The sequence below is a fragment of the Microbacterium sp. CGR2 genome (assembly GCF_003626735.1).
GTDB lineage: Bacteria > Actinomycetota > Actinomycetes > Actinomycetales > Microbacteriaceae > Microbacterium.
Genome location: NZ_RBHX01000001.1, coordinates 3,270,174 through 3,294,034 on the forward strand (window position 1 = coordinate 3,270,174; position 23,861 = coordinate 3,294,034).

24 protein-coding genes are annotated in these 23,861 nt (G+C 66.0%); 10 read left to right on the plus strand and 14 right to left on the minus strand.

The genetic code is table 11. The features are described 5' to 3' along the window. Positions 1 to 8 precede the first annotated feature (8 nt). The 7 genes from D7252_RS16465 to rpsA form a co-directional block, all read right to left on the minus strand. Positions 9 to 590 (minus strand): CoA-binding protein, encoded by a 582-nt coding sequence (locus D7252_RS16465; RefSeq protein ID WP_120776370.1) that lies wholly within the window; start codon positions 588 to 590, stop codon positions 9 to 11. Further along, positions 587 to 1,891 carry an O-acetylhomoserine aminocarboxypropyltransferase/cysteine synthase family protein gene (locus tag D7252_RS16470; protein WP_120776371.1) on the minus strand — a complete coding sequence of 435 codons (1,305 nt, stop codon included), beginning with the start codon at positions 1,889 to 1,891 and terminating at the stop codon, positions 587 to 589. Before D7252_RS16470 ends, D7252_RS16465 begins: the two co-directional genes overlap by 4 nt. Continuing rightward, positions 1,888 to 3,900 carry an acetate--CoA ligase gene (acs, locus tag D7252_RS16475; protein ID WP_120776372.1) on the minus strand — a complete coding sequence of 671 codons (2,013 nt, stop codon included), beginning with the start codon at positions 3,898 to 3,900 and terminating at the stop codon, positions 1,888 to 1,890. The genes D7252_RS16470 and acs overlap by 4 nt, the downstream gene beginning before the upstream one ends. Next, positions 3,891 to 4,748, minus strand: coding sequence for an ABC transporter permease (locus D7252_RS16480; RefSeq protein WP_120776373.1), 858 nt, complete (start codon positions 4,746 to 4,748; stop codon positions 3,891 to 3,893). Before D7252_RS16480 ends, acs begins: the two co-directional genes overlap by 10 nt. Next, positions 4,745 to 5,785: an aliphatic sulfonate ABC transporter substrate-binding protein gene (locus D7252_RS16485; protein WP_120776374.1), complete on the minus strand. Its 1,041-nt coding sequence runs from the start codon at positions 5,783 to 5,785 to the stop codon at positions 4,745 to 4,747. The genes D7252_RS16480 and D7252_RS16485 overlap by 4 nt, the downstream gene beginning before the upstream one ends. After that, a complete protein-coding gene (locus D7252_RS16490) occupies positions 5,782 to 6,624 on the minus strand; it encodes an ABC transporter ATP-binding protein (protein ID WP_120776375.1) in 843 nt (280 codons plus the stop codon). Before D7252_RS16490 ends, D7252_RS16485 begins: the two co-directional genes overlap by 4 nt. Positions 6,625 to 6,769: 145 nt before the next feature. After that, positions 6,770 to 8,224, minus strand: coding sequence for a 30S ribosomal protein S1 (rpsA, locus tag D7252_RS16495; protein ID WP_120776376.1), 1,455 nt, complete (start codon positions 8,222 to 8,224; stop codon positions 6,770 to 6,772). 235 nt (positions 8,225 to 8,459) lie between these two features. Between rpsA and D7252_RS16500 the strand changes: the two genes are divergently transcribed. From D7252_RS16500 to D7252_RS16515, 3 genes are all read left to right on the plus strand, one after another. Next, on the plus strand, positions 8,460 to 8,999 hold the full coding sequence (locus D7252_RS16500) for a hypothetical protein (RefSeq protein ID WP_120776377.1): 540 nt from the start codon (positions 8,460 to 8,462) through the stop codon (positions 8,997 to 8,999). A gap of 290 nt (positions 9,000 to 9,289) precedes the next feature. Beyond that, the gene (locus D7252_RS16510) at positions 9,290 to 9,826 is read left to right on the plus strand and encodes a hypothetical protein (RefSeq protein WP_183055329.1); all 537 of its coding nucleotides are present in this window, start codon (positions 9,290 to 9,292) and stop codon (positions 9,824 to 9,826) included. Positions 9,827 to 9,857: 31 nt separating this feature from the next. After that, positions 9,858 to 10,811 (plus strand): 5'-3' exonuclease, encoded by a 954-nt coding sequence (locus D7252_RS16515; RefSeq protein ID WP_120776379.1) that lies wholly within the window; start codon positions 9,858 to 9,860, stop codon positions 10,809 to 10,811. Between the two features lie 24 nt (positions 10,812 to 10,835). Here the strand turns inward: D7252_RS16515 and D7252_RS16520 are convergent, their stop codons facing one another. Together D7252_RS16520 and trpD are read right to left on the minus strand one after the other, a co-directional pair. Next, on the minus strand, positions 10,836 to 11,822 hold the full coding sequence (locus D7252_RS16520) for a PHP domain-containing protein (RefSeq protein WP_183055330.1): 987 nt from the start codon (positions 11,820 to 11,822) through the stop codon (positions 10,836 to 10,838). A 2-nt stretch (positions 11,823 to 11,824) separates the two neighbouring features. Beyond that, positions 11,825 to 12,895: an anthranilate phosphoribosyltransferase gene (gene trpD / locus D7252_RS16525; protein WP_120776381.1), complete on the minus strand. Its 1,071-nt coding sequence runs from the start codon at positions 12,893 to 12,895 to the stop codon at positions 11,825 to 11,827. 289 nt (positions 12,896 to 13,184) lie between these two features. Here trpD and D7252_RS16530 point away from each other — a divergent pair, with 289 nt between their 5' ends. The 7 genes from D7252_RS16530 (at position 13,185) to D7252_RS16560 (ending at position 18,739) form a co-directional block, all read left to right on the plus strand. Further along, complete coding sequence (locus tag D7252_RS16530) at positions 13,185 to 13,742, plus strand: heme-copper oxidase subunit III (RefSeq protein ID WP_251051546.1); 558 nt, start codon at positions 13,185 to 13,187, stop codon at positions 13,740 to 13,742. A 20-nt stretch (positions 13,743 to 13,762) separates the two neighbouring features. Next, complete coding sequence (locus tag D7252_RS16535) at positions 13,763 to 14,563, plus strand: c-type cytochrome (RefSeq protein ID WP_120776383.1); 801 nt, start codon at positions 13,763 to 13,765, stop codon at positions 14,561 to 14,563. Positions 14,564 to 14,599: 36 nt separating this feature from the next. Continuing rightward, a complete protein-coding gene (locus tag D7252_RS16540; protein ID WP_120776384.1) occupies positions 14,600 to 15,676 on the plus strand; it encodes a ubiquinol-cytochrome c reductase iron-sulfur subunit in 1,077 nt (358 codons plus the stop codon). After that, positions 15,673 to 17,487 carry a cytochrome bc complex cytochrome b subunit gene (locus D7252_RS16545; RefSeq protein ID WP_120776385.1) on the plus strand — a complete coding sequence of 605 codons (1,815 nt, stop codon included), beginning with the start codon at positions 15,673 to 15,675 and terminating at the stop codon, positions 17,485 to 17,487. Before D7252_RS16540 ends, D7252_RS16545 begins: the two co-directional genes overlap by 4 nt. Before the next feature lie 81 nt (positions 17,488 to 17,568). After that, a complete protein-coding gene (locus D7252_RS20455; protein ID WP_251050749.1) occupies positions 17,569 to 17,721 on the plus strand; it encodes a hypothetical protein in 153 nt (50 codons plus the stop codon). 9 nt (positions 17,722 to 17,730) lie between these two features. Beyond that, a complete protein-coding gene (locus D7252_RS16555; RefSeq protein ID WP_308162513.1) occupies positions 17,731 to 18,237 on the plus strand; it encodes a GNAT family N-acetyltransferase in 507 nt (168 codons plus the stop codon). An 82-nt stretch (positions 18,238 to 18,319) separates the two neighbouring features. Next, positions 18,320 to 18,739 (plus strand): rhodanese-like domain-containing protein, encoded by a 420-nt coding sequence (locus tag D7252_RS16560; RefSeq protein WP_120776387.1) that lies wholly within the window; start codon positions 18,320 to 18,322, stop codon positions 18,737 to 18,739. 88 nt (positions 18,740 to 18,827) lie between these two features. Here the strand turns inward: D7252_RS16560 and D7252_RS16565 are convergent, their stop codons facing one another. The 5 genes from D7252_RS16565 to D7252_RS16585 all read right to left on the minus strand — a co-directional run bounded on the left by D7252_RS16565 (position 18,828) and on the right by D7252_RS16585 (position 23,841). Beyond that, on the minus strand, positions 18,828 to 19,262 hold the full coding sequence (locus tag D7252_RS16565) for a cytochrome c oxidase subunit 4 (RefSeq protein WP_120776388.1): 435 nt from the start codon (positions 19,260 to 19,262) through the stop codon (positions 18,828 to 18,830). A gap of 3 nt (positions 19,263 to 19,265) precedes the next feature. Next, complete coding sequence (ctaD, locus tag D7252_RS16570) at positions 19,266 to 20,999, minus strand: cytochrome c oxidase subunit I (protein WP_183055331.1); 1,734 nt, start codon at positions 20,997 to 20,999, stop codon at positions 19,266 to 19,268. A 3-nt stretch (positions 21,000 to 21,002) separates the two neighbouring features. After that, positions 21,003 to 21,899, minus strand: a complete 897-nt coding sequence (gene coxB / locus D7252_RS16575; RefSeq protein WP_120776389.1) for a cytochrome c oxidase subunit II — start codon at positions 21,897 to 21,899, stop codon at positions 21,003 to 21,005. A gap of 96 nt (positions 21,900 to 21,995) precedes the next feature. Next, positions 21,996 to 22,367 carry an iron-sulfur cluster insertion protein ErpA gene (gene erpA / locus D7252_RS16580; protein WP_120776390.1) on the minus strand — a complete coding sequence of 124 codons (372 nt, stop codon included), beginning with the start codon at positions 22,365 to 22,367 and terminating at the stop codon, positions 21,996 to 21,998. Between the two features lie 70 nt (positions 22,368 to 22,437). Beyond that, positions 22,438 to 23,841, minus strand: a complete 1,404-nt coding sequence (locus D7252_RS16585) for a dipeptidase (protein ID WP_120776391.1) — start codon at positions 23,839 to 23,841, stop codon at positions 22,438 to 22,440. Positions 23,842 to 23,861 lie beyond the last annotated feature (20 nt).

Genomic DNA, 23,861 nt, shown 5'->3' on the forward strand with positions numbered 1-23,861 from the left:
TCCCTCTCTCAGCGAGCCAGGAGCTGACGACGCGAGCTGATCACGCCGGTGTCGAAGCCGGCGAGATGCAGCCCCCCGTGGAATCGTGCGTGCTCGATCTTCAGGCAACGGTCCATGACGACCGACAGCCCGGCCCCCTCTGCGAGCACCGCAGCATCCTCATTCCACGAACCGAGCTGAAGCCACAGTGTCTGCGCCCCCACGTCGATGGCCTCCTGCGCGACTGCGGGGAGATCATCGTGTCGACGGAAGACGTCCACGATGTCGGGAACGACCGGGAGATCTGCCAACGAGGCGTAGACCGTCTGCCCGAGGATCTCCTTCTCCCGAGGGTTGACCAGGTAGACGTCGTAAGCCGTACTGGAAAGCAGGTACGTCGCCACGAAGAAGGATGCGCGAGCGGGATTGTTCGAGGCTCCGACGATCGCGACCGACTTCGCGCGGCGAAGCACGCCGAAACGCTCCTGCTGAGTGGGGCCGACCCAGGTGCGCCCCTGCGCGATGGTCGTCGCGGGCAGAGCGCAGGCCGCCGCCTCCGTCGCCACAGGGAGCGCGCATGCGTCTGCCCCGGAAGTCTCCTGCCCGCTCATCGGTTCGCTCCCGTCGCCGTCGTGAGTGCCTGATCGAGGTCCCAGATGATGTCGTCCGCGTCTTCGAGGCCGACCGAGATCCGGATCAGATCGGAACGCACGCCGGCCGCCGCGAGTTGCTGATCGGTGAGCTGGCGGTGGGTGGTGGAAGCAGGGTGGATGACGAGCGTGCGCGCATCGCCGATGTTCGCGAGATGGGAGGCGAGCTGCAGATTCTCGATGAGGGTCTCCCCCGCTGCGCGTCCGTCGTCGGCCTGGACCCCGAAGGCGAACACCGAGCCGGGACCCAGCGGCAGGTACTTCGCGGCACGATCATGGTGCGGGTGCCCCTCGAGGCCCGCCCAGGTGACGTAGGCGACCCGGGGGTCCGACGCGAGCCAGTCGGCGACGATCCTCGCGTTCGAGACGTGCGCGTCGATCCGTTGCGGAAGCGTCTCGACACCCTGCAACAGGTTGAATGCCGACTGCGGACTCAATGCCGGGCCGATGTCACGAAGTTGTTCGGAGCGCAGCTTGGTGAGGAAACCGTATTCGCCGAAGTTGTCCCACCACTTGATTCCCCCGTATGAGTCGACCGGCTCGGTCATCTGAGGGAACTTGCCATTGCCCCAGTCGAACGTGCCCTTCTCGATCACCACGCCGCCGAGTGTCGTGCCGTGTCCGCCGAGGAACTTCGTCACCGAGTGGATCACGATGTCGGCCCCATGCTCGAGCGGCCGCGCGAGGTACGGCGTCGCCAGTGTCGCGTCCACGACGAGCGGCACGCCCGCGTCATGGGCGACGGCGGCGAGACCTTCGATGTCGGCGATCTCTCCCGACGGGTTGCCGATCATCTCCACGTACACGACCTTCGTCTCCGGCCGGATCGCAGCGGCGTAGTCGGCGGGGTCCGTCGAGGAGACGAACGTGGTCTCGACGCCGAAGCGGCGAAGCGTCACGTCCAACTGGGTCACCGTTCCGCCGTAGAGCTGGGCCGCCGCGACGACGTGATCGCCGGCGCCGACGAGAGCGGCGAAGGTGATGAACTCGGCGCTCATCCCGGACGCCGTCGCCACCGCACCGATGCCTCCCTCGAGCGACGCGAGCCGCTCCTCCAGCGCAGCAACCGTCGGGTTGCCGATGCGGGAGTAGATGTTGCCGTACTTCTGCAGCGCGAAGAGGTTTCCGGCATCCGCCGCGTCATCGAAGACGAACGAGGTGGTCTGGTAGATCGGAACGGCACGTGCACCGGTCGACGCGTCCGGCGTGCCGCCGGCGTGGAGCGCCCTGGTGCGGAACCCGAAACGATGTTCTTCGGTCATGATGTCCTCAGTTCGGCGGCGGCGAGCACGTCGGCGATGGCGGCGACGGCCCAGGGATTCTGCAGCGAGGTGGTATCCCCGAGAGCTTCGGGTTCGCGGCCGTGCCGACGATCCTGCTCGGCCTCCCACAGCTGCGCGAGAAGTCGACGCATGATCTTTCCCGACCGGGTCTTCGGCAGATCGGTGACCACGACGACGTGTCGCGGCTTGGCGACCGGGCCGATCGCTCCGGCCACCTGGGCACGGAGGTCCTCGGGGGTGATCACCGCTGTCCCCGACGGGGTCACGAATGCGACGACGGCCTGTCCGGTGACCGGGTCCGAGACTCCGGCTGACCCGGCTTCCCCGACCGTCTCGTGCGCGACCAGAGCGGATTCGATCTCGATGGTCGAGAGCCGGTGCCCCGACACGTTGACGACGTCGTCGAGGCGTCCGAGGATCCAGATGTAGCCGTCGACGTCCCGCGTGGCACCGTCTCCGGCGACGTAGAAGCCTCCGAAGTCCCCGTGGCCGGCGTAGGCCGACCAGTACGCGTCACGGTAGCGCGCGGGGTCGCCCCACACGGTGCGCGCCATCCCGGGCCAGGGCCGGCGGACGACGAGCGTTCCAGAACGCCCAGGGGCTACTTCGCGCCCCTCCGGATCGACCACGGCGACATCGATCCCCGGCAGCGCGACGGTGGCAGAACCCGGCTTCAGGCTCGTGACGCCGGGCAACGGCGCGATCATGGCCGCTCCCGTCTCGGATTGCCACCAGGTATCCACGACCGGCAGCTCGTCTCGACCGAAGTTCCGCCGAAACCACACCCAGGCTTCGGGATTGATCGCTTCGCCGACGGTTCCGAGCAGACGCAGACTCGAGAGATCGTGCCCGGCAGGAAGGTCGGCGCCGAACCACGTCATGAAGGTACGGATCAGGGTCGGGGCCGTGTAGTACACGGTCACCCCGTAGCGCTCGATGATCTCGAGATGCCGTTCGCGCTCCGGAGTGTCCGGTGTGCCCTCGTAGATCACCTGCGTCAGCCCGTTCGACAGCGGGCCGTAGATCTCGTAGGTGTGAGCGGTCACCCACGCGAGATCCGCCGTGCACCAGTGCACGTCGTCGGGCTTGGCATCGAAGTGCGCCCAGTGCGCCCAGCTCGTCTGGGTGAGGTACCCGCCTGATGTGTGGACGAGACCCTTCGGCTTCCCGGTCGTTCCCGACGTGTAGATGATGAAGAGCGGATGCTCGGCATCGAAGGGCTGCGCCACGTGCTCCGGTGAGGACGTGTCGACCGCATCGTGCCACCAGACGTCGCGGCCCGGCGTCCACGGCACCTCCTGGCCTGTACGACGCAGCACGAGGATGTGCTCGAGATCCGGGAGACCCGCGGCAGCCCGATCCGCCGTCGACTTGACCTCCGCCGCCGCGCCGCGCCGGAACTGACCATCACTCGTGACCAGCAGCTTGGCGCCGGTGTCCTCCAGCCGGAATCGCACGGCTTCGGCGGAGAACCCGCCGAACACGAGGGAGTGCACGGCACCCACTCGCGCGCAGGCGAGCGTGATCACTATCGTCTCCACGAGCACGGGGAGATAGATCACGACACGATCCCCGGGGCGGATGCCGAGGGCGGTGAGCGCGTTCGCCGCGCGCGAGACGCGTTGCTGGAGGTCGGCATAGGTGACGGATAGCCGGTCGCCGGGCTCACCTTCGAAGTGCAGCGCGACCTTTTCGCCGAGTCCGGCCTCGACGTGCCGGTCGACACAGTTGTAGGCCACGTTGAGCGTGCCACCCAGGAACCATCGTGCGGCGGGAACGGCATCCGCAGTGGGCGGATCCCACTCATGCGCCGTGTGCCAGGGCGTCGTCCAGTCCAGTCGCAGAGCGGCTTGTTCCCAGAACGCGACCGGATCTGCGGCGGCCCGGTCGTATGCGCCACCGTCGACGTTGGCCTGCGCCGCGAATGCCGCAGGCGGCGCGTAGACGCGGGATTCCTGAAGTCGCGCTTCGGTCAACGTCAGGTCCATCTTCTGAGCAGGTACTTCTCCACCAGAGCGAGGATGCCGTTGGTGACGGTGCCGAGCAGCGCGAGCAGGACGATCGAGAGGAGGATGCGATCCACACGCCCGTTGCTCTGCGAATCCGTGAGCAGGAAGCCCAGCCCCATGGACGACGCGATCAGCTCGGCGGCGACGAGGAACAGCCACGCCTGTGCGAGGGCGAGACGGAGGCCGGACACCACCGAGGGCACGACGGCCGGGAGTTGAACGGTCCGGAACAGCGACCAGCCGTGCAGGCTGAACGATCGACCAGCCTCCACGAGGTGCGGATCCACGTGGCGCAGGGCCGACGCGACCGTCGTGTAGACGGGGAAGAATGCGCCGATGGCGATGAGTGTCACCTTCGAGGATTCACCGATCTGCATCCAGAGGATGAGGAGCGGCACCCAGGCGAGGGACGGCACGGCACGGACCGCCGCGAGCGTCGGGCTCAGCAGGATGTCTCCCAGCCGGGAGAGCCCTACCAGTCCCGCTGCGGCGAGCCCGATCACGGACCCGATCGCGAACCCGAGCAGCACCCGCTGGACGGAGATGGCGATGTGGGTCCAGAGCTGTCCGCTTTCGGCGAGCTCGACACCCGCGAGGAAGACGGATGCCGGAGTCGGCAGCCGGTAGGGCTCGACTAGGCCGCTGGTGGTCACGATCTGCCAGGAGAGCAGGATGAGTGCCGGGAGGAGCAGGCCCCCGATGATCCGCGCGGTGGGGCGACTCCGAGCGCGCCGCTCACCGGCATCCGGGCGTCGAAGCGTGCCCTTCGCGAAGTCGAGCGCGTCCTGCGAATCCGCGGGCAGCGTCAGCTGGTCGGGGGTGGTCACTCGCCGCCGACCGCCTTCTCGGCGAAGGTCGCGTTCACGATGGACGCGAGAGCCTTGTCGACGGAGTCCTTGCCGCCCTGCACGTCTCCCGAGTCGACGAGTACCGGTGCGATCTTCTCCAGCACGGCGATCTGATCGTCGCCGGGCACACCGTTCACGTCGAGGTTGGAACGCTCCTGGATGACGGTCGTGGCCACGTCGATGTCGATCCCGGCCACCTCGGCCAGCAGCGCTGCCGTCTCCTCAGGGTTCTCCAGTGCCCAGGCCCGTGCTTCCTCGTAGGCGTCGACGACAGCCTGAGCGAGGTCGGGGTGGTCGGTGATGAACTCTTCGGTCGCGTTGAGGAAGCCGTAGGTGTTGAAGTCGACGTTGCGGTAGATGAGCTGGTCGCCTGACTCCACCTCGGCGGCAGCCATGATGGGGTCGAGACCGGCCCACGCATCCACCGACCCTCCGTCGAGTGCGGCGCGGCCGTCGGCGTGCTGGAGGTTCTGCACCTCGACGTCGGAGAGCGACAGTCCGCCTTCTTCGAGCGCCTGCAGCAGGAAGAAGTACGGGTCGGTGCCCTTCGTGGCAGCGATGGAGGCGCCCTTGAGGTCTTCGAGCGACGTGATCTCGCTGTCCGGGCCGACGACGATCGCCGACCATTCCGGCTGCGAGTAGATGTCGATGACCTGGATGGGCGAGCCGTTCGCACGAGCGAGCAGCGCGGCCGATCCTGCGGTCGAGCCGACATCGACCGAGCCGGAGCGAAGCAGTTCGTTCGCCTTGTTGGAGCCGGCGGACCGCACCCATTCGACCTCGACGTCGTCGCCGAGGATGCCCTCGAGGATGCCCTGTTCGCGGATCACCAGGCTGAGCGGGTTGTAGGTGGCGAAGTCGATGGAAAGCGTGTCGGACGACCACTCCCCCGACTCCTGCGTGCTCCCGTTGTCGGACGCGGTGGCACCCTCACCGGCGACGCAACCTGTCGCAACGAGCATCATCGTCGCGGCGATCGCGGTCGCGGGGGCGATTCGGCGGGTGATGGTGCTCATCGGGACTCCTCGGTGATGCGGTGGTGGGTGTCGACACCGAGTCCTTCGAGGAGCTCGGCACGGAGATCGGCGAGACCGCGGTCGGCACGGTCTCGAGGGCGGATGCCGGGGACGGAAACGGTGCGCGCGATCGACGGCGCGGAATCGCCGCCCAGCGTGCGCAAGAGCAGGACGCGATCGGCGAGGTACAGCGCCTCCTCGACGTCGTGCGTCACGAGAAGGATGGTGGTGGGCTCGGCGGCGTGGATCTTCAGCAGCAGGTCGTGCATGCGAAGCCGGGTGAGTGCGTCGAGAGCACCGAACGGCTCGTCGAGCAGGAGCACGCCGGGGTTGCGCGCGAGTGCCCGCGCCAGGGAGGCCCGTTGCGCCATGCCGCCGGAGACTTCGCGGGGACGCTGATCGGCGGCGTGTTCCAATCCGACGAGGTGGAGCAGTTCGTTCACGCGGTCGCGGCCGAGGCGACGATCCGTTCCGCGGGGCAGTCCGAGGTCGACGTTCTGAGCGAGAGTGCGCCACGGCAGCAGGCGCGGCTCCTGGAAGGCGATCGCGGTGCGCTCGTCGACGTCGGTCACCCCGGTGCCGTCGAGGCGGATGCTGCCACTCGTCGGGGTGTCGAGACCACCGATGAGGCGAAGGAGCGTCGACTTGCCGCAACCGGAGGGACCGACGACCGCCACGATCTCACCGGCTGCGACGTCGAGCTCGACGTCGCGCAGCACTTCGCGTCGTCCCCGCGGAAGCGCGAAGGCTCGTGTGATGCCGTCCAGCCGCACGGTCTGCGCGAGGCCGGCCGCGGGTGCGGCGGTGGCAGCGCGAGACGGGGAGAGTGCGGTGGTCATACCCCCATGCTGTCCGAGGGCGCCGAATGTTACGAACGCGCTCGTAATGTTCGGTCACGCAACCGGCTATCGGTCGCGGATACACCAGAACGGGCCGTCACCCACCCGAAGGTGAGGTGACGACCCGTTCTGTGTGTGGTGATGCTTACGCGTTTCCGCCCGACAGCTTCTCGCGGAGAGCCGCGAGTGCCTCGTCGTCGGCGAGGGTGCCTGCACCGGTCGCCTCGGTGGCGAAGACCTGGCCGCCGAAGTCGGCTCCGGCCTCTGCCTCGGCCTCAGCGGCCTTGGTGACCTGAGCCTTGTGCGCCTCCCAGCGAGCCTGGGCCGCAGCGTACTCCTGCTCCCATGCCTCGCGCTGCGTGTCGAAGCCTTCCTTCCACGCACCGGTCTCGGCGTCGAAGCCCTCCGGGTACTTGTACTCGCCGTTCTCGTCGTACTCGGCGAGCATGCCGTACAGGGCCGGGTCGAACTCGGTGCCGTTGGGGTCGACCGACTCGTTGGCCTGCTTGAGGGACAGCGAGATGCGGCGACGCTCGAGGTCGATGTCGATGACCTTGACGAAGACCTCTTCGCCGACCGACACGACCTGCTCGGCCAGCTCGACGTGCTTGCTGGAGAGCTCGGAGATGTGGACGAGGCCCTCGATGCCGTCGGCGACGCGAACGAACGCACCGAACGGAACGAGCTTGGTGACCTTACCCGGCGTGACCTGTCCGATCGCGTGGGTGCGGGCGAAGACCTGCCACGGGTCTTCCTGCGTCGCCTTCAGCGACAGGGAGACGCGCTCGCGGTCGAGGTCGACCTCGAGGATCTCGACGGTGACCTCCTGGCCGACCTCGACAACCTCGGAAGCGTGCTCGATGTGCTTCCAGGAAAGCTCGGAGACGTGCACGAGGCCGTCCACGCCGCCCAGGTCGACGAATGCACCGAAGTTGACGATCGACGACACGACACCCTTGCGAACCTGACCCTTGTGCAGGTTGTTCAGGAACGTGGTGCGCGACTCCGACTGCGTCTGCTCGAGCAGCGCACGGCGGCTGAGAACGACGTTGTTGCGGTTCTTGTCGAGCTCGAGGATCTTCGCCTCGATCTCCTGCCCCAGGTACGGGGTGAGGTCGCGGACGCGGCGCAGCTCGATGAGCGAAGCCGGGAGGAAGCCACGGAGGCCGATGTCGACGATGAGTCCACCCTTGACGACCTCGATGACCGTACCGGTGACGACGCCGTCGTTCTCCTTGATCTTCTCGACGTCTCCCCAGGCACGCTCGTACTGTGCGCGCTTCTTGGAGAGGATCAGGCGGCCTTCCTTGTCCTCCTTCTGGAGAACCAGGGCCTCGACCTCGTCGCCGACCTTGACGACCTCATTGGGGTCGACGTCGTGCTTGATCGAAAGCTCACGCGAGGGGATGACGCCCTCGGTCTTGTAGCCGACATCCAGCAGAACCTCATCGCGGTCGATCTTGACGATCGTGCCTTCGATGATGTCGCCGTCGTTGAAGAACTTCAGGGTCTTCTCGACCGCGGCCAGGAAGTCCTCAGCAGATCCGATGTCGTTGATGGCGACCTGCTTGGTGGCCGGGGCGGTCGTTGCGGTAGTCATGTAGTGGGTTGTCCTTGTTGGATGGGGCTCAGGCTGGGAGGCAACGGCCGCGCACGGCCGACTGCTTGCTTCACAGCGGTTGGATTTTGGTGTGATCGTCACCGGGCACGCGTAGGCACGCCAATAGTGACAACTCAGGCTATCAGAAGAGCGGATGCCGGTGGGCAAGAAGTTGCCGGACGCGACCTGTGGATAACTCGAACGGTGCTCACGCCCTCCGAGTTACCGTGACGGGGTGATCCACCACCGCCCAGCATCCTCCTTCATCACCGCTCTCGCCGTGACGTCCGTCATGTTCAGCGGGTGCACTGCCGCGCCGCAGCCGTCACCGACCCCGACCGCGGCTTTCGCGTCCGAGGAGGAGGCGTTCGCCGCGGCTGAGGAGACATACCGGGCGTACAACGACGCGTTCAATGACATCGATGTCAGCGATCCATCCACTTTTGAGCGACTGTTTGAGGTGTCCAGCGGTGATTTCGAAGCGGCGGATCGCGAGACCTTATCCGGCCTTCACGCAGACGGCTACATGTTTGTGGGCGAGATTGAGGTGGTGGCGTTCGAGGGAGTATCCAGCAGCAGGTCGCTCGACCGCGTACTCGCCGACGTCTGCGTCGACCTAAGTCGCTCCGACATCGTCAACGACGCTGGGGGCTCCGTGGTCAATGCCGACCGTCCCGACGTAAATCCCCTACGAGTTTCGTTTCACCTCTCACGCGGCCGCTTTCTCATCGAGAGAGCAGATGTCAACGAGAGTCTCGATTGTGAGCCGAGATGAGGTCTCTAATAGTTGCTTGCATACTTCTATCTCTCACTAACGGCGAAGGCAACGGGGTCGGTGGCGCCGATGTTGTTGCTGGAAACAACGGTCAGCAAGTAGACATCACTGCTTCCCGCGAGCGCACGGATCCCGACACCGGCGCCCCACCAGTCCTCTCACCGGACTCGAATTCGAATGCCAACCCCAGCGCCCCCGAGGCTCCGCAGGAACCCAACGCATCGGACATCGCGTTCAACGCCGCCTGCACCAGCTTCTGGGACAGCACCCTCCGCTGCATCTCGATCAACGTGCCGCAGGAACCAGGTGGCACCGCGGACGCACAGACACAGCAGCCTGCCCCGCCTCCCATCACGATCACGGAGCTGGCACAGTTCGCCCCCGATCCGGTCACCACTTCAGGAGAGCCCGACAATCTCGGCGTGGCAGGGATGCCGGCGAACTTCGTGGCCGCGGCATCCGTGCAGATCAAGACGGGCAGCCTTTTCGGCTCGGCCATCCGCGTGCGGTTCACTCCGGTGGGATACGACTTCAGCTACGGCGACGGCGCCAGCGCGACCACCTCGACGGGCGGGCAGACCTGGTCCGCTCTCGGCCAAGCGCCCTTCACTCCGACGCCCACCAGCCACACCTACCGAGAACGCGGGACCTACGAGGCGGGCGTCACCGTCAGGTATGCCGCCGAGGTCGACCTCGGCAGCGGGTGGTTCCCCATCGACGGACAGCTCTCGGTCGACGGCCCCAGCCGCACGATCCAGATCTACGAGGCGCACACCGCTCTCGTCGAACGCACCTGCACCGAACGACCCTCGGCCCCAGGGTGCTGACGGGCGGACGCCTCCGCTCTACTCTGAGTTCATGCCCCGCGCCGACCGCCTCATGCTGCTCGACACCGCCAGCCTCTACTTCCGTGCCTTCTACGGGGTGCCTGACAAGGTGAAGGCCCCCGACGGCTCACCCGTCAATGCCGCGCGCGGGCTCCTCGACATCATCGCGAAACTCGTCACCCTGTATGAGCCGACGCACGTCATCGCCTGCTGGGACGACGACTGGCGCCCGCAGTGGCGAGTCGACCTCATCCCCAGCTACAAGACCCATCGGGTGGTCGAGGTCGTCCCCGGTGCACCCGACATCGAAGAGGTTCCGGATCCGCTCGAAGCACAGATCCCGCTGATCCGGCAGACGCTCGCCACCATCGGCATCCCGATCATCGGCGTTTCCGAGCATGAGGCCGACGATGTGATCGGCACGCTCGCCACCGACGCCACGATGCCCGTCGACATCGTCACCGGAGACCGCGACCTGTTCCAGCTGGTCGACGACTCCCGTGACGTCCGCGTCATCTACACCGCGCGCGGCATGAGCAACCTCGAGATCGTCACCGACGCCACCGTCGTCGCGAAGTACGGAGTGCTCCCCTCCCAGTACGCCGACTTCGCAACGATGCGGGGAGATGCCTCGGACGGGCTGCCCGGCGTCGCAGGCGTCGGCGACAAGACCGCCGCGACCCTGTTGCAGGCTCACGCCGACCTCACCGGCATCCGGGAGGCCGCCGACGCCGGCGAAGGGATGAGCGCCGGCGTACGAGGGAAGATCCTCGCCGCATCCGACTACCTCGACGTCGCCCCGACAGTCGTCGCCGTCGCCACGACCCTGCCGATCAGCGCCCCCGAGATTCCGTTGCACGTGCTCGACCCCGCCGAGACGGATGCCGCCGCAGCCCTCGCCGACAAGTGGAACCTCGGGTCATCGATGTCGCGCGCCGTGGCTGCCGTGTCGGCCGCTGCCAGCGCAAGGACTGCGACCGACTGAGTCCCGCACGGCGGCGAGGCCCGGTCACTCCGCCCAGGAGAGCAGGCGTGGCAGACCCCAGGTCGTGACGATCCGCGAGGCGGGCACGCCGGCACGCTCGGCCCGCTCCGCCCCATGGTCGAGTAGCGAGAGCTGCCCCGGGGCGTGCGCGTCCGAGTCGATGGAGAAGAGGCAGCCTGCCTCCAGCGCGATGGCGATGAGCTCATCGGGAGGATCCTGTCGCTCGGGACGAGAGTTGATCTCGACGGCGACACCGTTCTCCGCACACGCGGCGAACACGGCTGCCGCATCGAACTCGGATTGCGGCCGGGTTCCGCGGCTTCCCTCGACGAGCCGACCCGTGCAGTGGCCGAGCACATTCACCCGGGGGTGGGAAACCGCTGCGATCATCCGAGCGGTCATCGGACGAGCGTCCATGCGCAGTTTCGAATGCACCGATGCCACGACGATGTCCAGTTCCGCGAGCAGCGAGTCCTCCTGATCCAACGAGCCGTCCTCGAGGATGTCGACCTCGATGCCGGCGAGCATCGTGAATCCATCGCCCGACTCCGCACGCACGAGCGGCATCTGCTCACGGAGCCGCTCGGCTGAAAGCCCCCGAGCCACGCGCAGCCGCGGCGAGTGATCCGTGATCGCCTGATACTCGTGGCCTTGAGCCCGCGCGGCCCCCGCCATGACCGAGATCGACGTCGTGCCGTCCGACCAGTCGGTGTGGGCATGCAGGTCGCCGCGCAGCTTCTTGCGCAGTTCGGAGACCTTCTCGGGCTCGACGTCACCACGGAGTTCGACGAGGTAGTCGGGGATCTCGCCGGCCTGCGCCTGGCGGATCACCGCGAAGGTCGACTCGCCGATTCCCTGACTCGCACGAAGCCTGGTCGGATCCGTACGCACGTCCTCCGGCAGACCCTGCAGAGTCGCCGCCGCCTGTCGGAACGCCTTGGCCTTGTACCGCGAAGCGCGCTCCCGCTCCAGCAGCGAGGCGATCTCGAGCAGTGCGTCGACGGGATCCATGATCACACCTCGGCAGCTGCCAGTTCGCGGCTCACGCCGATCCACTCGTCGAGTTTGGCGAGTGCACGGCCGTCGTCGACAGCCGCCGAAGCCCGGTCGTACCCTGCACGGAGCCGCTCCAGAATCGGTCGCTGAACCTGACCGGCGTCCTGAGAGAGTTCGTACGCCACGATGCCGGCAGCCGCGTTGAGGAGCACGATGTCACGCACCGCGCCGGTCTCACCGGCGAGCGTCCGCCGGAGCACCTCGGCGTTGTGCTGCGGAGAACCACCGATCAGGTCGCCCAGATCGGCGATGGGGATGTCCAGATCGCGCGGATCGAGATCATGCTCGTGGATGTCCCCTCGCGTGACCTCCCAGATCCGGCTGTGCCCGGTCGTCGTCAGTTCATCGAGGCCGTCGTCGCCGCGGAACACCAGCGCGGTGGCGCCCCGCGTGCGGAAGACGCCCGTGATCAGCGGTACGCGCTCCATCTGAGCGACGCCGACGGCGTTGGCCTCTGCTCGCGCAGGGTTGCAGAGCGGTCCGAGCATGTTGAACACGGTGGGCACTCCGAGCTCGGCTCGCACCGGTCCGGCGTGCTTGAAACCAGGGTGGAAGGCGCCGGCCCACGCGAACGTGATGCCCGTGCGATCGAGGATGGACGCCACGGCAGCCGGATCGAGCGACAGTTCGAGGCCGAGCGCGCCGAGCACATCGGAGGAGCCGGACGCCGAGCTCGCCGCCCGGTTGCCATGTTTGACGACGGGGATACCCGCGGATCCGATGATGATCGCCGCGGTGGTCGACACATTCACCGTGCCGACGCGGTCGCCGCCGGTTCCGACGATGTCCAGCACGTTCGGGGACACCGGCAAGGGCACAGCGGCTTCGAGGATCGCATCGCGGAAGCCCACGATCTCGTCGATCGTCTCGCCCTTCGCCCGCAGCGCCACCAGGAACCCCGCGAGTTGGGCCTCCGTCACATCGCCGTGCATGATCTGGCGCATCGCCCACGTCGACTCCCAGACGCTCAGGTCGCGGCGCTCCAGCAGAGAAGTGAGCACGTCGGACCACGTCAGCGAATCAGCCATGTCAGCGATCCTATCGGCGCGGAGAAAACGTGCAGACGATCCTCTTCGCGTGCGCTCACGCGTGAGCGTCCCCTGTTTCCCGCGGATTCACCAGCAATTCGCAGGATCTTCTTAGGCGCACCTAAGTTCCAGACGGACGACTCGGAGCCCTCCGGTGCGAGAATCATGCCGTTAGATCGGCCATAATGGAAGGGTGACGACCTCAGCGACGTATGCCCCGGCGGCGAGAACGATCAAGCGGCCCAACCCGGTAGCTGTCGGCACCATTGTGTGGCTCGGCAGTGAGGTGATGTTCTTCGCGGGACTCTTCGCGATCTACTTCACGCTCCGCAGTACCTCCCCCGAGCTCTGGGCCGACCGGACCGACCTGCTGAACGTGCCGTTCGCTGCGGTCAACACCGCGATCCTCGTGCTCTCGTCGTTCACCTGTCAGATGGGCGTCTTCGCCGCTGAAGACCTGCAGCCGTACAAGACCGCCAAGGGGCAGAAGAACGGTGCCGGTCGGCGTCGGCTCTTCGGCTGGGGCATGGTCGAGTGGTTCTTCCTCACCTTCGCTCTGGGTGCCATCTTCGTCTCCGGTCAGGTGTGGGAGTACGCCCAGCTGATCGCCGAGGGCATGCCGATCAACGCGGACTCGTACGCCTCCGCGTTCTACCTGACGACCGGCTTCCACGCTCTGCACGTGACCGGCGGACTCATCGCGTTCCTGCTCGTCATCGGTCGGGCATACGCCGTCAAGAATTTCCGGCACAAGGAGGCGACCTCCTCGATCGTGGTGTCCTACTACTGGCACTTCGTCGACGTCGTCTGGATCGTGCTGTTCCTCGTTATCTACTTCCTGAAATAAGAGCGGAGCTGATCCCCGAGATGGCACGAGAGAAGAAGCACCGTTCACGCGGACGTCGCAGCCCGTTGGCGGCGGCCGCGCTCATCGGAGCAGGTCTGATGATCACCGGCGCCGTGTATGCCGGAGCGTCCGCTGCATTCGCAGCCACCGAGACGCCGACGGCAGCGACTCAGCTGACCGTCGAAGACGGCGAGAAGCTGTTCACCGCGAACTGCGCCACCTGTCACGGACTCGATCTGGAGGGCACGCCCAACGGTCCGAGCCTCTACGGCGTCGGCGAGCTCGCGACGGAGTTCCAGCTCTCGACCGGTCGCATGCCGCTGCAGATGCAGGGACCGCAGGCACCGCAGAAGGAGCCGCAGTTCACCGAGGAGCAGATCCTCGCGATCTCCTCCTTCGTGCAGTCGGAGGCCCCGGGCCCGACGTTCCCGTCGGATCACATCCTCGACGGTGAGGGCGACGTGTCCAAGGGCGCCGAACTCTTCCGCGTGAACTGTGCCATGTGCCACAACGTCTCCGCAGCGGGTGGAGCGCTCACCGAAGGCAAGTACGCCCCGGGCCTGGCAGAGACCAGCCCCCTCCACATCTACGCGGCCATGGTCACCGGCCCGCAGAACATGCCTGTCTTCAGCGACATGAACCTCACGGACGAAGACAAGCGTGACATCATCTCGGCTCTGCTCTTCCAGCAGCAGTCTGTTCAGGTCGGCGGCTTCTCCCTGGGTTCTCTCGGGCCGGTCTCCGAGGGCCTCTTCGTCTGGATCTTCGGTATCGGCGCGCTCGTCGCCATCACCGTGTGGATCACCGCGAAGTCCAACTGACGCTTAATCATCGAAGAGGAACGTACGAGGAGCACCATGGCACACGACGACGACTCGCAGGCTCTTGACAGGGCCTACCAGCCCTCTCCAGGGCTGGGTGTCGCAGTCAGCGATCCCGTGCAGAACCCGGGCCTGCCGCCGCACCGCGAGCGGATGACCGACAAAGACCCGCGCGCTGAGAAGAACGCGGTTCGCACGGTCTACACCCTGTTCTACCTCTCGCTCGCGGGAAGCATCTGGGCGGTCGCCGCCTACATGCTGTTCCCGATCGAGAGCGGCGCTCTCATCGACATCCGTCAGAACAACCTCTTCATCGGTCTCGGCATCGCGCTGGCACTGCTCGCTCTCGGAATCGGTGCCATTCACTGGTCCAAGGCGCTGATGTCCGACAAGGAGCACATCGAGTACCGCCACCCCACCCGTGGCAAGGACGCGACGCGAGAGGCCGCGATCAAGGCCTTCGCAGATGCGAACGAGGAATCCGGATTCGGACGCCGTTCGATGATCCGCAACTCGCTGTTCGCCGCGATCGTCGCCTCGATCATCCCCGGCGTCGTTCTCTTCCGTGGCCTGGCACCGCACTCCTCCGAAGAGAACCCCACCGCGGGCGACCCGGTGGCTCTTCTCAAGCACACGATGTGGGAAGAGGGTTCGCGCCTGGTGCGCGACCCCGACGGGACCCCGATCCGCGCCGCGGACGTGACCCTCGGCTCCGCCTTCCACGTGATTCCCGAGGAACTCGCCGAGCTCAGCCACCACGACGGCTACCTCGAGGAGAAGGCCAAGGCCATCGTCCTGATGATGCGACTCCGTCCGGAGCAGCTCGTCGAGGCCGAAGACCGCAAGGACTGGTCATACGACGGGATCGTCGCCTACTCCAAGGTCTGCACGCACGTCGGGTGCCCGGTGGCACTCTACGAGCAGCAGACGCACCACCTGCTGTGCCCGTGCCACCAGTCGCAGTTCGACGTCACGGACCACGCCAAGGTCATCTTCGGCCCGGCCGCACGCCCGCTGCCGCAGCTGCCTATCACCGTCGATGACGAGGGCTACCTGGTCGCACGCAGCGACTTCACGGAACCCGTCGGCCCGAGCTTCTGGGAGCGCCATTGAGCACCGCAACGCTGTCCAAAGAGGACAAGGACACCAAGGCACCGCTCGGCGGCCGCTTCGTGGGTGCCGCGTCGAACTACATCGATGAGCGCACCAGCCTTTCCGGCTTCGTCAAGGAGCTGGGTCGCAAGATCTTCCCCGACCACTGGTCGTTCATGCTCGGCGAGATCGCGCTGTGGAGCTTCGTGGTGGTGTTCCTTTCCGGAACCTTCCTGACGTTCTTCTTCCAGGCGTCGATGGTCGAGACGCACTACACGGGTGCGTATGCACCGATGCGCGGCATCGCTATGTCGGCCGCACTCGAGTCGTCACTGCACATCTCCTTCGATCTGCGCGGCGGTCTGCTCGTCCGGCAGATCCACCACTGGGCCGCTCTCGTCTTCATCGCCGGTATCGGCGTCCACATGCTCCGCGTGTTCTTCACCGGCGCGTTCCGCAAGCCTCGCGAACTGAACTGGGTCATCGGCTTCGTGCTGTTCATCCTGGCGCTGGCCGAGGGCTTCACCGGATACTCGCTCCCCGACGACCTGCTGTCCGGTAACGGTCTGCGCATCATCGACGGGATGGTCAAGGGCATCCCGCTGATCGGCACCTGGACCTCGTTCATCATCTTCGGAGGCGAGTTCCCCGGCACCGACATCGTCGGACGCCTCTACACGCTGCACATCCTGCTGCTGCCGATGCTGGTGATCGCTCTCATCGTCGTGCACCTCATGCTAATGATCATCAACAAGCACACGCAGTTCGCCGGCCCCGGCCGCACGAACGACAACGTCGTGGGCTACCCGATGATGCCGGTCTACATGTCGAAGATGGGCGGCTACCTGTTCATCGTGTTCGGCACCATCGTGCTGATAGCGACGTTCTTCCAGATCAACCCGATTTGGGCCTACGGACCGTACGACCCCTCCCCTGTCTCCGCCGGAACCCAGCCCGACTGGTACATCGGCTTCGCCGACGGCGCGCTGCGTCTGGCTCCGTCGAACTGGGACATCGTCATCGGCGAGAACACCTGGTCGTTCGGCATCCTCGCTCCCGTCGCGGTACTGGGCCTGTTCATCGTGGTCGTCGCGATCTACCCCTTCCTCGAGGCGTGGATCACGGGAGACAAGCGCGAGCACCACATCGCCCAGCGCCCGCGCAACGCGGCAACCCGTACGGCGATCGGCGCCGCCGGCGTCATCTTCTACGCAGTGCTCTGGGCCGCCGCCTCGTCGGACCTGATCGCCACCCACTTCATGCTGACGATGGAGGGCGTCATCCACACGCTCCAGGCGCTGCTGATCCTGGGCCCGATCATCGGATACTTCGTCACGAAGCGCATCTGCCTCGCGCTCCAGAAGAAGGATCGCGAGATCGTGTTGCACGGTTTCGAGTCGGGCCGCATCGTCCGACTCCCCGGTGGCGAATTCATCGAGGTGCACCAGCCGGTCGACAAGTACGATCGCTGGAAGCTCATCGACGTCGACGGCTACGAGCCCCTTGTGGTTCGTCCGAACGCCAAGGGCCGCATCCCGTGGACGGAGAACGCCCGCTCCTCGATCTCCCGCTGGTTCTACGAAGACCGTCTCGCGCCGTTGACGCAGGCTGAGGTCGCTGCCGCCGACGCACACCAGCATCACGTCACGGCTCAGGCCGCGGAGGCAGAGGCCGCCGAGATCCAGCACGCTCACGAGCGCGCCGGAGCACCGGATGCCCCTCTCACGGCGACCGAGACGCACGTCGACGAGACGGCCAACACTCCGAGCACCGTCATCGCGACGGAGCCGGCGAAGAAGTCCCGCAAGAAGGATGAGGACGACAGCAAGTAGAAGCTGCTCCCTCAGTGAAGGAAGGCCCCGTCCATTGAGGACGGGGCCTTCCTCGTTGCAACGGCATGAAAGGATCGGAGCGTGACTTCCCTCGTTCGCCTCATACGGGCCGACTCTCGCGCCGACGCGCCCTATGCCCATGCCGTCCCGAGCACGCTTCTGGGTGTCACGGTCCGCGGCTACGACCAAGAGCTCGTGGAGATCAAGGCCACCGCAGTGGTGACGGGCGACTGAATCGTGGCGGTGCATATTCGGCCGGCGGTCGCCTCCGACGACGCAACGATCGAGCAGATCGAGTTCGCCGCTGACGCACTCCTCACGGAGCGTTTCCACGCCACGGAATGGCCTCCCCCGACCCGCGCAGAGGAACGCGCTGCGGCTCCCGGATTCGTCCTCGTGGCCGAGAGGCTGGATGACGCCGCATCAACGGATCCGGTGGGCTTCGTGCACGTGCTCGAGACCGACGGGCGTGCCCATCTCGAGCAGCTGTCAGTACTTCCCTCCTACGGCAGGCGAGGGATCGGGCGTCTGCTGGTGTCAGCCGCTCTGGCGGAAGCCCAGCGGCGCGGACACCAGCGCGTCACGCTGCGCACCTACGCTGACGTGCCCTGGAACGCGCCCTTTTACGCCTCGTGCGGCTTCATCGAGACGACACCGGATTCAGCGTTCCTCCACGGGCTGGTCGCAACGGAAGATGCGCTTGGGCTTTCCGCCCACGGGCGCCGCGTCCAGATGACCGTGGAGTTCTGAGCGGGCGGATCCGGCGGAATTCTGCCGGAAGGTGGCCGTAACAGGCAGGGTCGCAGGATGCCTGCGCCCCTACGCTGAAAGCATGATCGATCGTGCCGACTACTACGCCGCCAAGCTCGCCTACGAGACCAACCCCAGCGACGTCTACGCCGCATTCAAGGCCGGAGAGGAGATCGTCGTGGTCGACGTGCGCTCCCCGGACGCCTGGGCCCAGGGCCACGTCGCCGGGGCAGTGCTGATGCCCCACAGCGCGATCGCCACGCGCGCGCCGCGCGAGATCCCCGAAGGTTCGAATGTCGTCGTCTACTGCTGGAGTCCCGGGTGCAACGGCGGCGCGAAGGGTGCACTGGCGTTCGCGAAACTCGGCTACCCGGTCCGGGAGATGATCGGTGGCTTCGAGTACTGGGCGCGCGAGGGCTACCCTGTGGAGGATGCGGATGGCGTCCATAGACGGCCGATCGATCCCCTGACGGGCATCCCCCGCATCCGCACGCGCGCCTGAACACCGTCGGATGGCAGCCCTGCTGCTGTGTAGACGGAATGACGAAGGCCCCCGGAAGAATCCGAGGGCCTTCGTCATAGGCAGAGGGTCAGCGGGCGAAGTTCCCGCGGTAGTACTCGTACACCCAGCCGACGATCGCTACGACGAAGATCGCAAGACCGATCGGGAGCAGGAACTGTCCGACGGCAAGACCGACGACGAAGACGGCGGCCGACCCGGCGAGCACGATGGGCCACCACGACCACGGGCTGAACTCGCCGAGCTCAGGATCGCCGTCGTCGATATCGGCGGTCAGGATGTCCTCGGGCAGTTCTCCACCCTGGGCGCTGTGGGTGCGGTCGAGGTAGAAGGCGATCATCGCTGCCATGAAGGCGGAGAAGAACAGGGCTACCGTGCCTACCCACTCGATCTGATTCACGAGCGGGAGGGTCGGGTCGGCGATGATGTTCCACCCGGTGTAGACCACGCCGACGAGGGCGAAGAACGCCGTCAGGATCCACCAGAGAATGACGTTGTCGCGCATGACTTAGTGGGCCTCTCGCTCGCCGGGAGCCGTCGTGGCGAACTCCGCTGCCTCGGGGTGATTCAGGTCGAAGGCCGGACGCTCACTGCGGATGCGCGGGATCGACGTGAAGTTGTGTCGGGGCGGCGGGCAGGACGTGGCCCACTCCAGCGATGCGCCGTAGCCCCACGGGTCGTTCACCGTGACCTTCGGCGCCTTACGTGCCGTGATCCAGACGTTCAGGAAGAACGGCAGCATCGAGGCTCCGAGGATGATCGCACCGATCGTCGAGACCTGGTTCTGCCAAGTCCAGCCGTCAGCGGCCGAGTAGTCCGCATAGCGTCGCACCATGCCGTCGACGCCCAGCCAGTGCTGGATGAGGAAGGTCATGTGGAAGCCGATGAACAGTGTCCAGAAGTGCACGTAGCCGAGACGCTCGTTCAGCATCCGCCCAGTCCACTTCGGCCACCAGAAGTAGAACCCGGCGAACATCGCGAACACGACGGTGCCGAAGACCACGTAGTGGAAGTGCGCGACGACGAAGTACGAGTCACTCAGGTGGAAGTCCAGCGGCGGCGCCGCGAGGATGACACCGGTGAGACCACCGAAGACGAAGGACACCAGGAACCCGAGGGCGAAGACCATCGGCGTCTCGAAAGTCACCGAACCACGCCAGAGCGTGCCTATCCAGTTGAAGATCTTGACGCCCGTCGGGACCGCGATGAGCATCGTCATCAGCGCGAAGAACGGCAGCAGGACACCACCGGTGACGTACATGTGGTGTGCCCACACGGCCACGGACAGTGCGGCGATGGCGATGGTCGCGTAGACGAGGGTCTTGTAGCCGAAGATCGGCTTGCGGCTGAAGACCGGGAAGATCTCGGACACGATGCCGAAGAACGGCAGCGCGATGATGTAGACCTCGGGATGCCCGAAGAACCAGAACAGGTGCTGCCAGAGCAGAACCCCACCGTTCTGAGGATCGTAGATGTGCGCGCCGAGAATTCGGTCGGCAGCGGCTGCGAAGATCGCGGCGGCCAACACCGGGAACGCCATGAGGATCAGGAGGCTCGTGATGAGCGTGTTCCAGGTGAAGATCGGCATCCGCCACATCGTCATGCCCGGGGCACGCATCGTGATGATCGTGGTGATGAAGTTCACCGCACCGAGGATCGTGCCGAAGCCCGAGATTCCGAGCCCGACCATCCAGAGGTTTCCACCCGCGCCCGGGGTGAAGGTGGCGCTCGCGAGTGGTTGATAGGCGAACCAGCCGAACGACGCGGCACCCTGCGGGGTGAGGAACCCCGCGACCGCGATGGTCGAGCCGAACAGGAACAGCCAGAAGGCGAACGCGTTCAGTCGCGGGAATGCGACGTCAGGCGCGCCGATCTGCAGCGGAAGGATCGCGTTGGCGAAACCCGCGAACAGCGGCGTCGCGAACATGAGGAGCATGATCGTGCCGTGCATCGTGAAGAGCTGGTTGTACTGCTCTTTCGTGGGCACGATCTGCATGCCGGGAGCGAAGAGCTCGGCGCGGATGACGAGGGCCATCACACCGCCGAGGAGGAAGAACAGCACCGACGCGATCAGGTACATGTACCCGATCGTCTTGTGATCGGTGGAGGTGATCCACTTGACGACGATGTTGCCCTTCTGCTCCACACGGGAGGTGCTCATCAGAGCGGCCTGGCGCGCGGGCAGGGCATCGGGTCGAGAGCGGGAGGCCTCATCGGTGTGGGGGGCTTCAGTTGTCGACATGGCTTACTCCTCTCCTTCCTCTGAACCGGTCTTCCCGGTGGTGCCGGGGAAGTTCCCGAGGCGGTCGTACGCGTCGGTGATGTCTCCGGTGTTGCCTTCCTCCTTGAGCGACTCGAGGTAGGCGTCGTATTCGTCCTGCTCGACGACCTTCACGTTGAAGAGCATCATCGAGTGGTATTCGCCGCAGAGCTCTGCGCACTTGCCGGCGTATTCTCCGACGCGGGTCGGGATGAAGGACCAGGAGTTGTCCTTCCCGATGTACATGTCTTTCTTGTACAGGAAGTCGATGATCCAGAACGAGTGGATGACGTCGCGCGAGCGGAGCTCGATGGTGACCTTCTGGTCGACCGGGAGCACCAGAGTGGGCAGCTCCGCGGTGTCGATGTTGCCTTCGGCGTCGGGCTGAGCCTGGATGCCCATCGTCCACACGGTGTCGTCGTCGGATTCGGCGTCGTACTGGAAGTCCCATGCCCACTGCTTGGCGATGGCCGTGATCTGGACGTCGGGGTCTTCCCACTTCGTCTCGATCTCGGCCTGATCGCGGGCCGTGAAGAAGAACATGCCCAGCACGAGGAACAGCGGCACGATCGTGTAGAAGATCTCGATCGGCATGTTGTAGCGCATCTGCACCGGCAGGCCGGTCTGCCCCTTGCGGCGGCGGTACGCGATCGCAGCCCAGGCCATCAGACCCCAGGTGATGACGCCGACGGCGAGCAGAACGATCCAGGAGTTCACCCAGAGGGAGGACACGCGCTCGGTCTGGTTGGTGACCGCGGGCTCACCCTCTGCGAACCCCGGGAGGTAACCGTTGAGTTCGGTGGCAGTACATCCCGCCAGGGCCACGGCTGCCACGATTCCCACAGGAATTGCGGCCCAACGAAGGCGGCGTTTCGAGGGCACGATGCACCTTTCAGATTGCGGACAGGGCACACCCAAGTCTAGGGCAACCTCACACCTGATTCATGCCAACCACGCAGGTTGACGGGGTCGTTCGGATCAGTGGAAGCTGTCGCCGCAGGCACAGCTGCCAGCAGCATTGGGGTTGTCGATCGTGAAGCCCTGCTCGGAGATCGTGTCCTTGAAATCGATCGATGCACCGTCGAGATACGGAACGCTCATGTTGTCGACGATGACCTCGACGCCATCGAAATCGACGGTCTCGTCACCCTCGAGGTAGCGCTCGTCGAAGTAGAGCTGGTAGATGAGACCTGAGCATCCTCCGGGCTGAACGGCGACGCGCAGACGCAGGTCGTCCCGTCCCTCCTGCTCGAGCAGGTTCTTCACCTTGACGGCGGCGGCGTCCGTCAGGCTGATGCCGTGGGCGGCGGTGGAGGTGGTGGTCTCCGGGGTCAGTGTGGTGTCGCTCATGTCGCTCCTTGTGACGGGCCGCAGTGGCACGGCGTTGCTGATAATTCTACCGCCGCTCTCACGGAAGGGGTCAGAGCTCGACGGTGTTCATCCGTGCGAGCAGCAGAGCCTCGGTGGCGACCGCGTGGCGGAAGGTGTCGAGGTGGAGCGATTCGTTCGGGCTGTGGGCCCGCGAGTACGGATCCTCCACGCCGGTGACGAGGATCTGTGCGGCCGGGAACTCGCGCACCAGGTCCGCGATGAAGGGAATCGATCCGCCGACGCCCAGGTCGACGGGTGAGACTCCGTAGCCGTCGCGCATGGCGTCGCGGGTCAGAGCGACGGCCCACCCATCGGTGTCCACCAGGAAGCCGTCTCCCAGATCAACGTCGGAGAAGGTGAGATCCGCACCGTAGGGAGCATGCGCACGGAGGTGGCGCTCGAGCGCGGCGTACGCCTCCTCCCCCGTCTGCCCTGGCGCGACCCGAGCGCTGATCACCACGGTGACTTCGGGGAGCAGCGTGTTGGATGCGGCCTCCACCGTCGTGGCATCGATTCCGATGACGGTGACGGCCGGCTTGTTCCAGATCCGGCTGAGGATCGTGCCGTCACCGATCGGAGTGGTGCCGGGAAGCAGACCGGCCTCGTCGCGGAGCGTCTCCTCGCCATACTCCGGTGTGGGTGCGTCCCGTTCCGTCATCCCCTCGACGGCGACCGAACCGTCGGGCTTCCACAGGGTCGACAGGAGGGTTATCGTCGCCATCATCGCGTCAGGAGCAGCACCCCCGTACATCCCCGAGTGCGATGCGTGGTCGAGGGTTCGAACCCGAAGAGTGAACCGGGCGTTTCCACGCAGGGACACCGTGAGCCCCGGCGTGACCGAGTCCCAGTTCCCCGAGTCGGCCACGACGATGGCGTCCGCGCGGAGCGCCTCTTTGTTGTCGGAGAGGAACTGCGCGAAGGAGCGGGAGCCGTACTCCTCCTCCCCCTCGATGAACATCGCGATGCCGAGGTCCATATCGTCGCCCAGCGCTTCGCTGACGGCACGGATCGACGCGATGTGCGCCATGATGCCCGCTTTGTCGTCAGCGGCGCCGCGTCCGTAGAGACGCCCGTCGCGAACCGTCGGCTCGAAGGGCGGGGTCTCCCACAGTGCATCGTCCCCGGGAGGCTGCACGTCGTGGTGGGCGTACAGCAGGATGGTCGGTCGACCATTGCGCGCGGCCCGCGTCGCCAGTACGGCAGGCTGCCCGTGCTCTTCGGTGCCGGGGATCGCCGCGCGCAGCACCCGGACTTCGTCGAACACTCCCGTGGCGTCCGCCAGCGACGCGACGGCCTCGGCACTGCGCTCCAGCTGTGTCTGATCGAACGCCGGCCAGGCGATGCCGGGGATGCGAACGAGTCGGCCGAGATCGGACAAAGCGGACGGGATGCCGGTCGCGACAGCTTCGAGGACGGCTTCGTCGCGTTCACTGGGAACTGCAGGAGATGTCATGCGAGTAATCTTAAGGTGAT

Excerpts from the sequence above, each read along its gene's own strand:
- D7252_RS16565 (WP_120776388.1), bottom strand. The coding sequence starts at position 19,262 with ATGCGCGACAACGTCATTCTCTGGTGGATCCTGACGGCGTTCTTCGCC.
- D7252_RS16540 (WP_120776384.1), top strand. The coding sequence starts at position 14,600 with ATGGCACACGACGACGACTCGCAGGCTCTTGACAGGGCCTACCAGCCC.
- rpsA (WP_120776376.1), bottom strand. The coding sequence starts at position 8,224 with ATGACTACCGCAACGACCGCCCCGGCCACCAAGCAGGTCGCCATCAAC.
- D7252_RS16515 (WP_120776379.1), top strand. The coding sequence starts at position 9,858 with ATGCCCCGCGCCGACCGCCTCATGCTGCTCGACACCGCCAGCCTCTAC.
- D7252_RS16535 (WP_120776383.1), top strand. The coding sequence starts at position 13,763 with ATGGCACGAGAGAAGAAGCACCGTTCACGCGGACGTCGCAGCCCGTTG.
- erpA (WP_120776390.1), bottom strand. The coding sequence starts at position 22,367 with ATGAGCGACACCACACTGACCCCGGAGACCACCACCTCCACCGCCGCC.
- D7252_RS16520 (WP_183055330.1), bottom strand. The coding sequence starts at position 11,822 with ATGGATCCCGTCGACGCACTGCTCGAGATCGCCTCGCTGCTGGAGCGG.
- acs (WP_120776372.1), bottom strand. The coding sequence starts at position 3,900 with ATGGACCTGACGTTGACCGAAGCGCGACTTCAGGAATCCCGCGTCTAC.
- ctaD (WP_183055331.1), bottom strand. The coding sequence starts at position 20,999 with ATGTCGACAACTGAAGCCCCCCACACCGATGAGGCCTCCCGCTCTCGA.
- D7252_RS16485 (WP_120776374.1), bottom strand. The coding sequence starts at position 5,785 with ATGAGCACCATCACCCGCCGAATCGCCCCCGCGACCGCGATCGCCGCG.
- D7252_RS16465 (WP_120776370.1), bottom strand. The coding sequence starts at position 590 with ATGAGCGGGCAGGAGACTTCCGGGGCAGACGCATGCGCGCTCCCTGTG.
- trpD (WP_120776381.1), bottom strand. The coding sequence starts at position 12,895 with ATGGCTGATTCGCTGACGTGGTCCGACGTGCTCACTTCTCTGCTGGAG.
- D7252_RS16490 (WP_120776375.1), bottom strand. The coding sequence starts at position 6,624 with ATGACCACCGCACTCTCCCCGTCTCGCGCTGCCACCGCCGCACCCGCG.
- D7252_RS16470 (WP_120776371.1), bottom strand. The coding sequence starts at position 1,891 with ATGACCGAAGAACATCGTTTCGGGTTCCGCACCAGGGCGCTCCACGCC.
- D7252_RS16585 (WP_120776391.1), bottom strand. The coding sequence starts at position 23,841 with ATGACATCTCCTGCAGTTCCCAGTGAACGCGACGAAGCCGTCCTCGAA.
- D7252_RS16560 (WP_120776387.1), top strand. The coding sequence starts at position 18,320 with ATGATCGATCGTGCCGACTACTACGCCGCCAAGCTCGCCTACGAGACC.
- D7252_RS16530 (WP_251051546.1), top strand. The coding sequence starts at position 13,185 with ATGTTCTTCGCGGGACTCTTCGCGATCTACTTCACGCTCCGCAGTACC.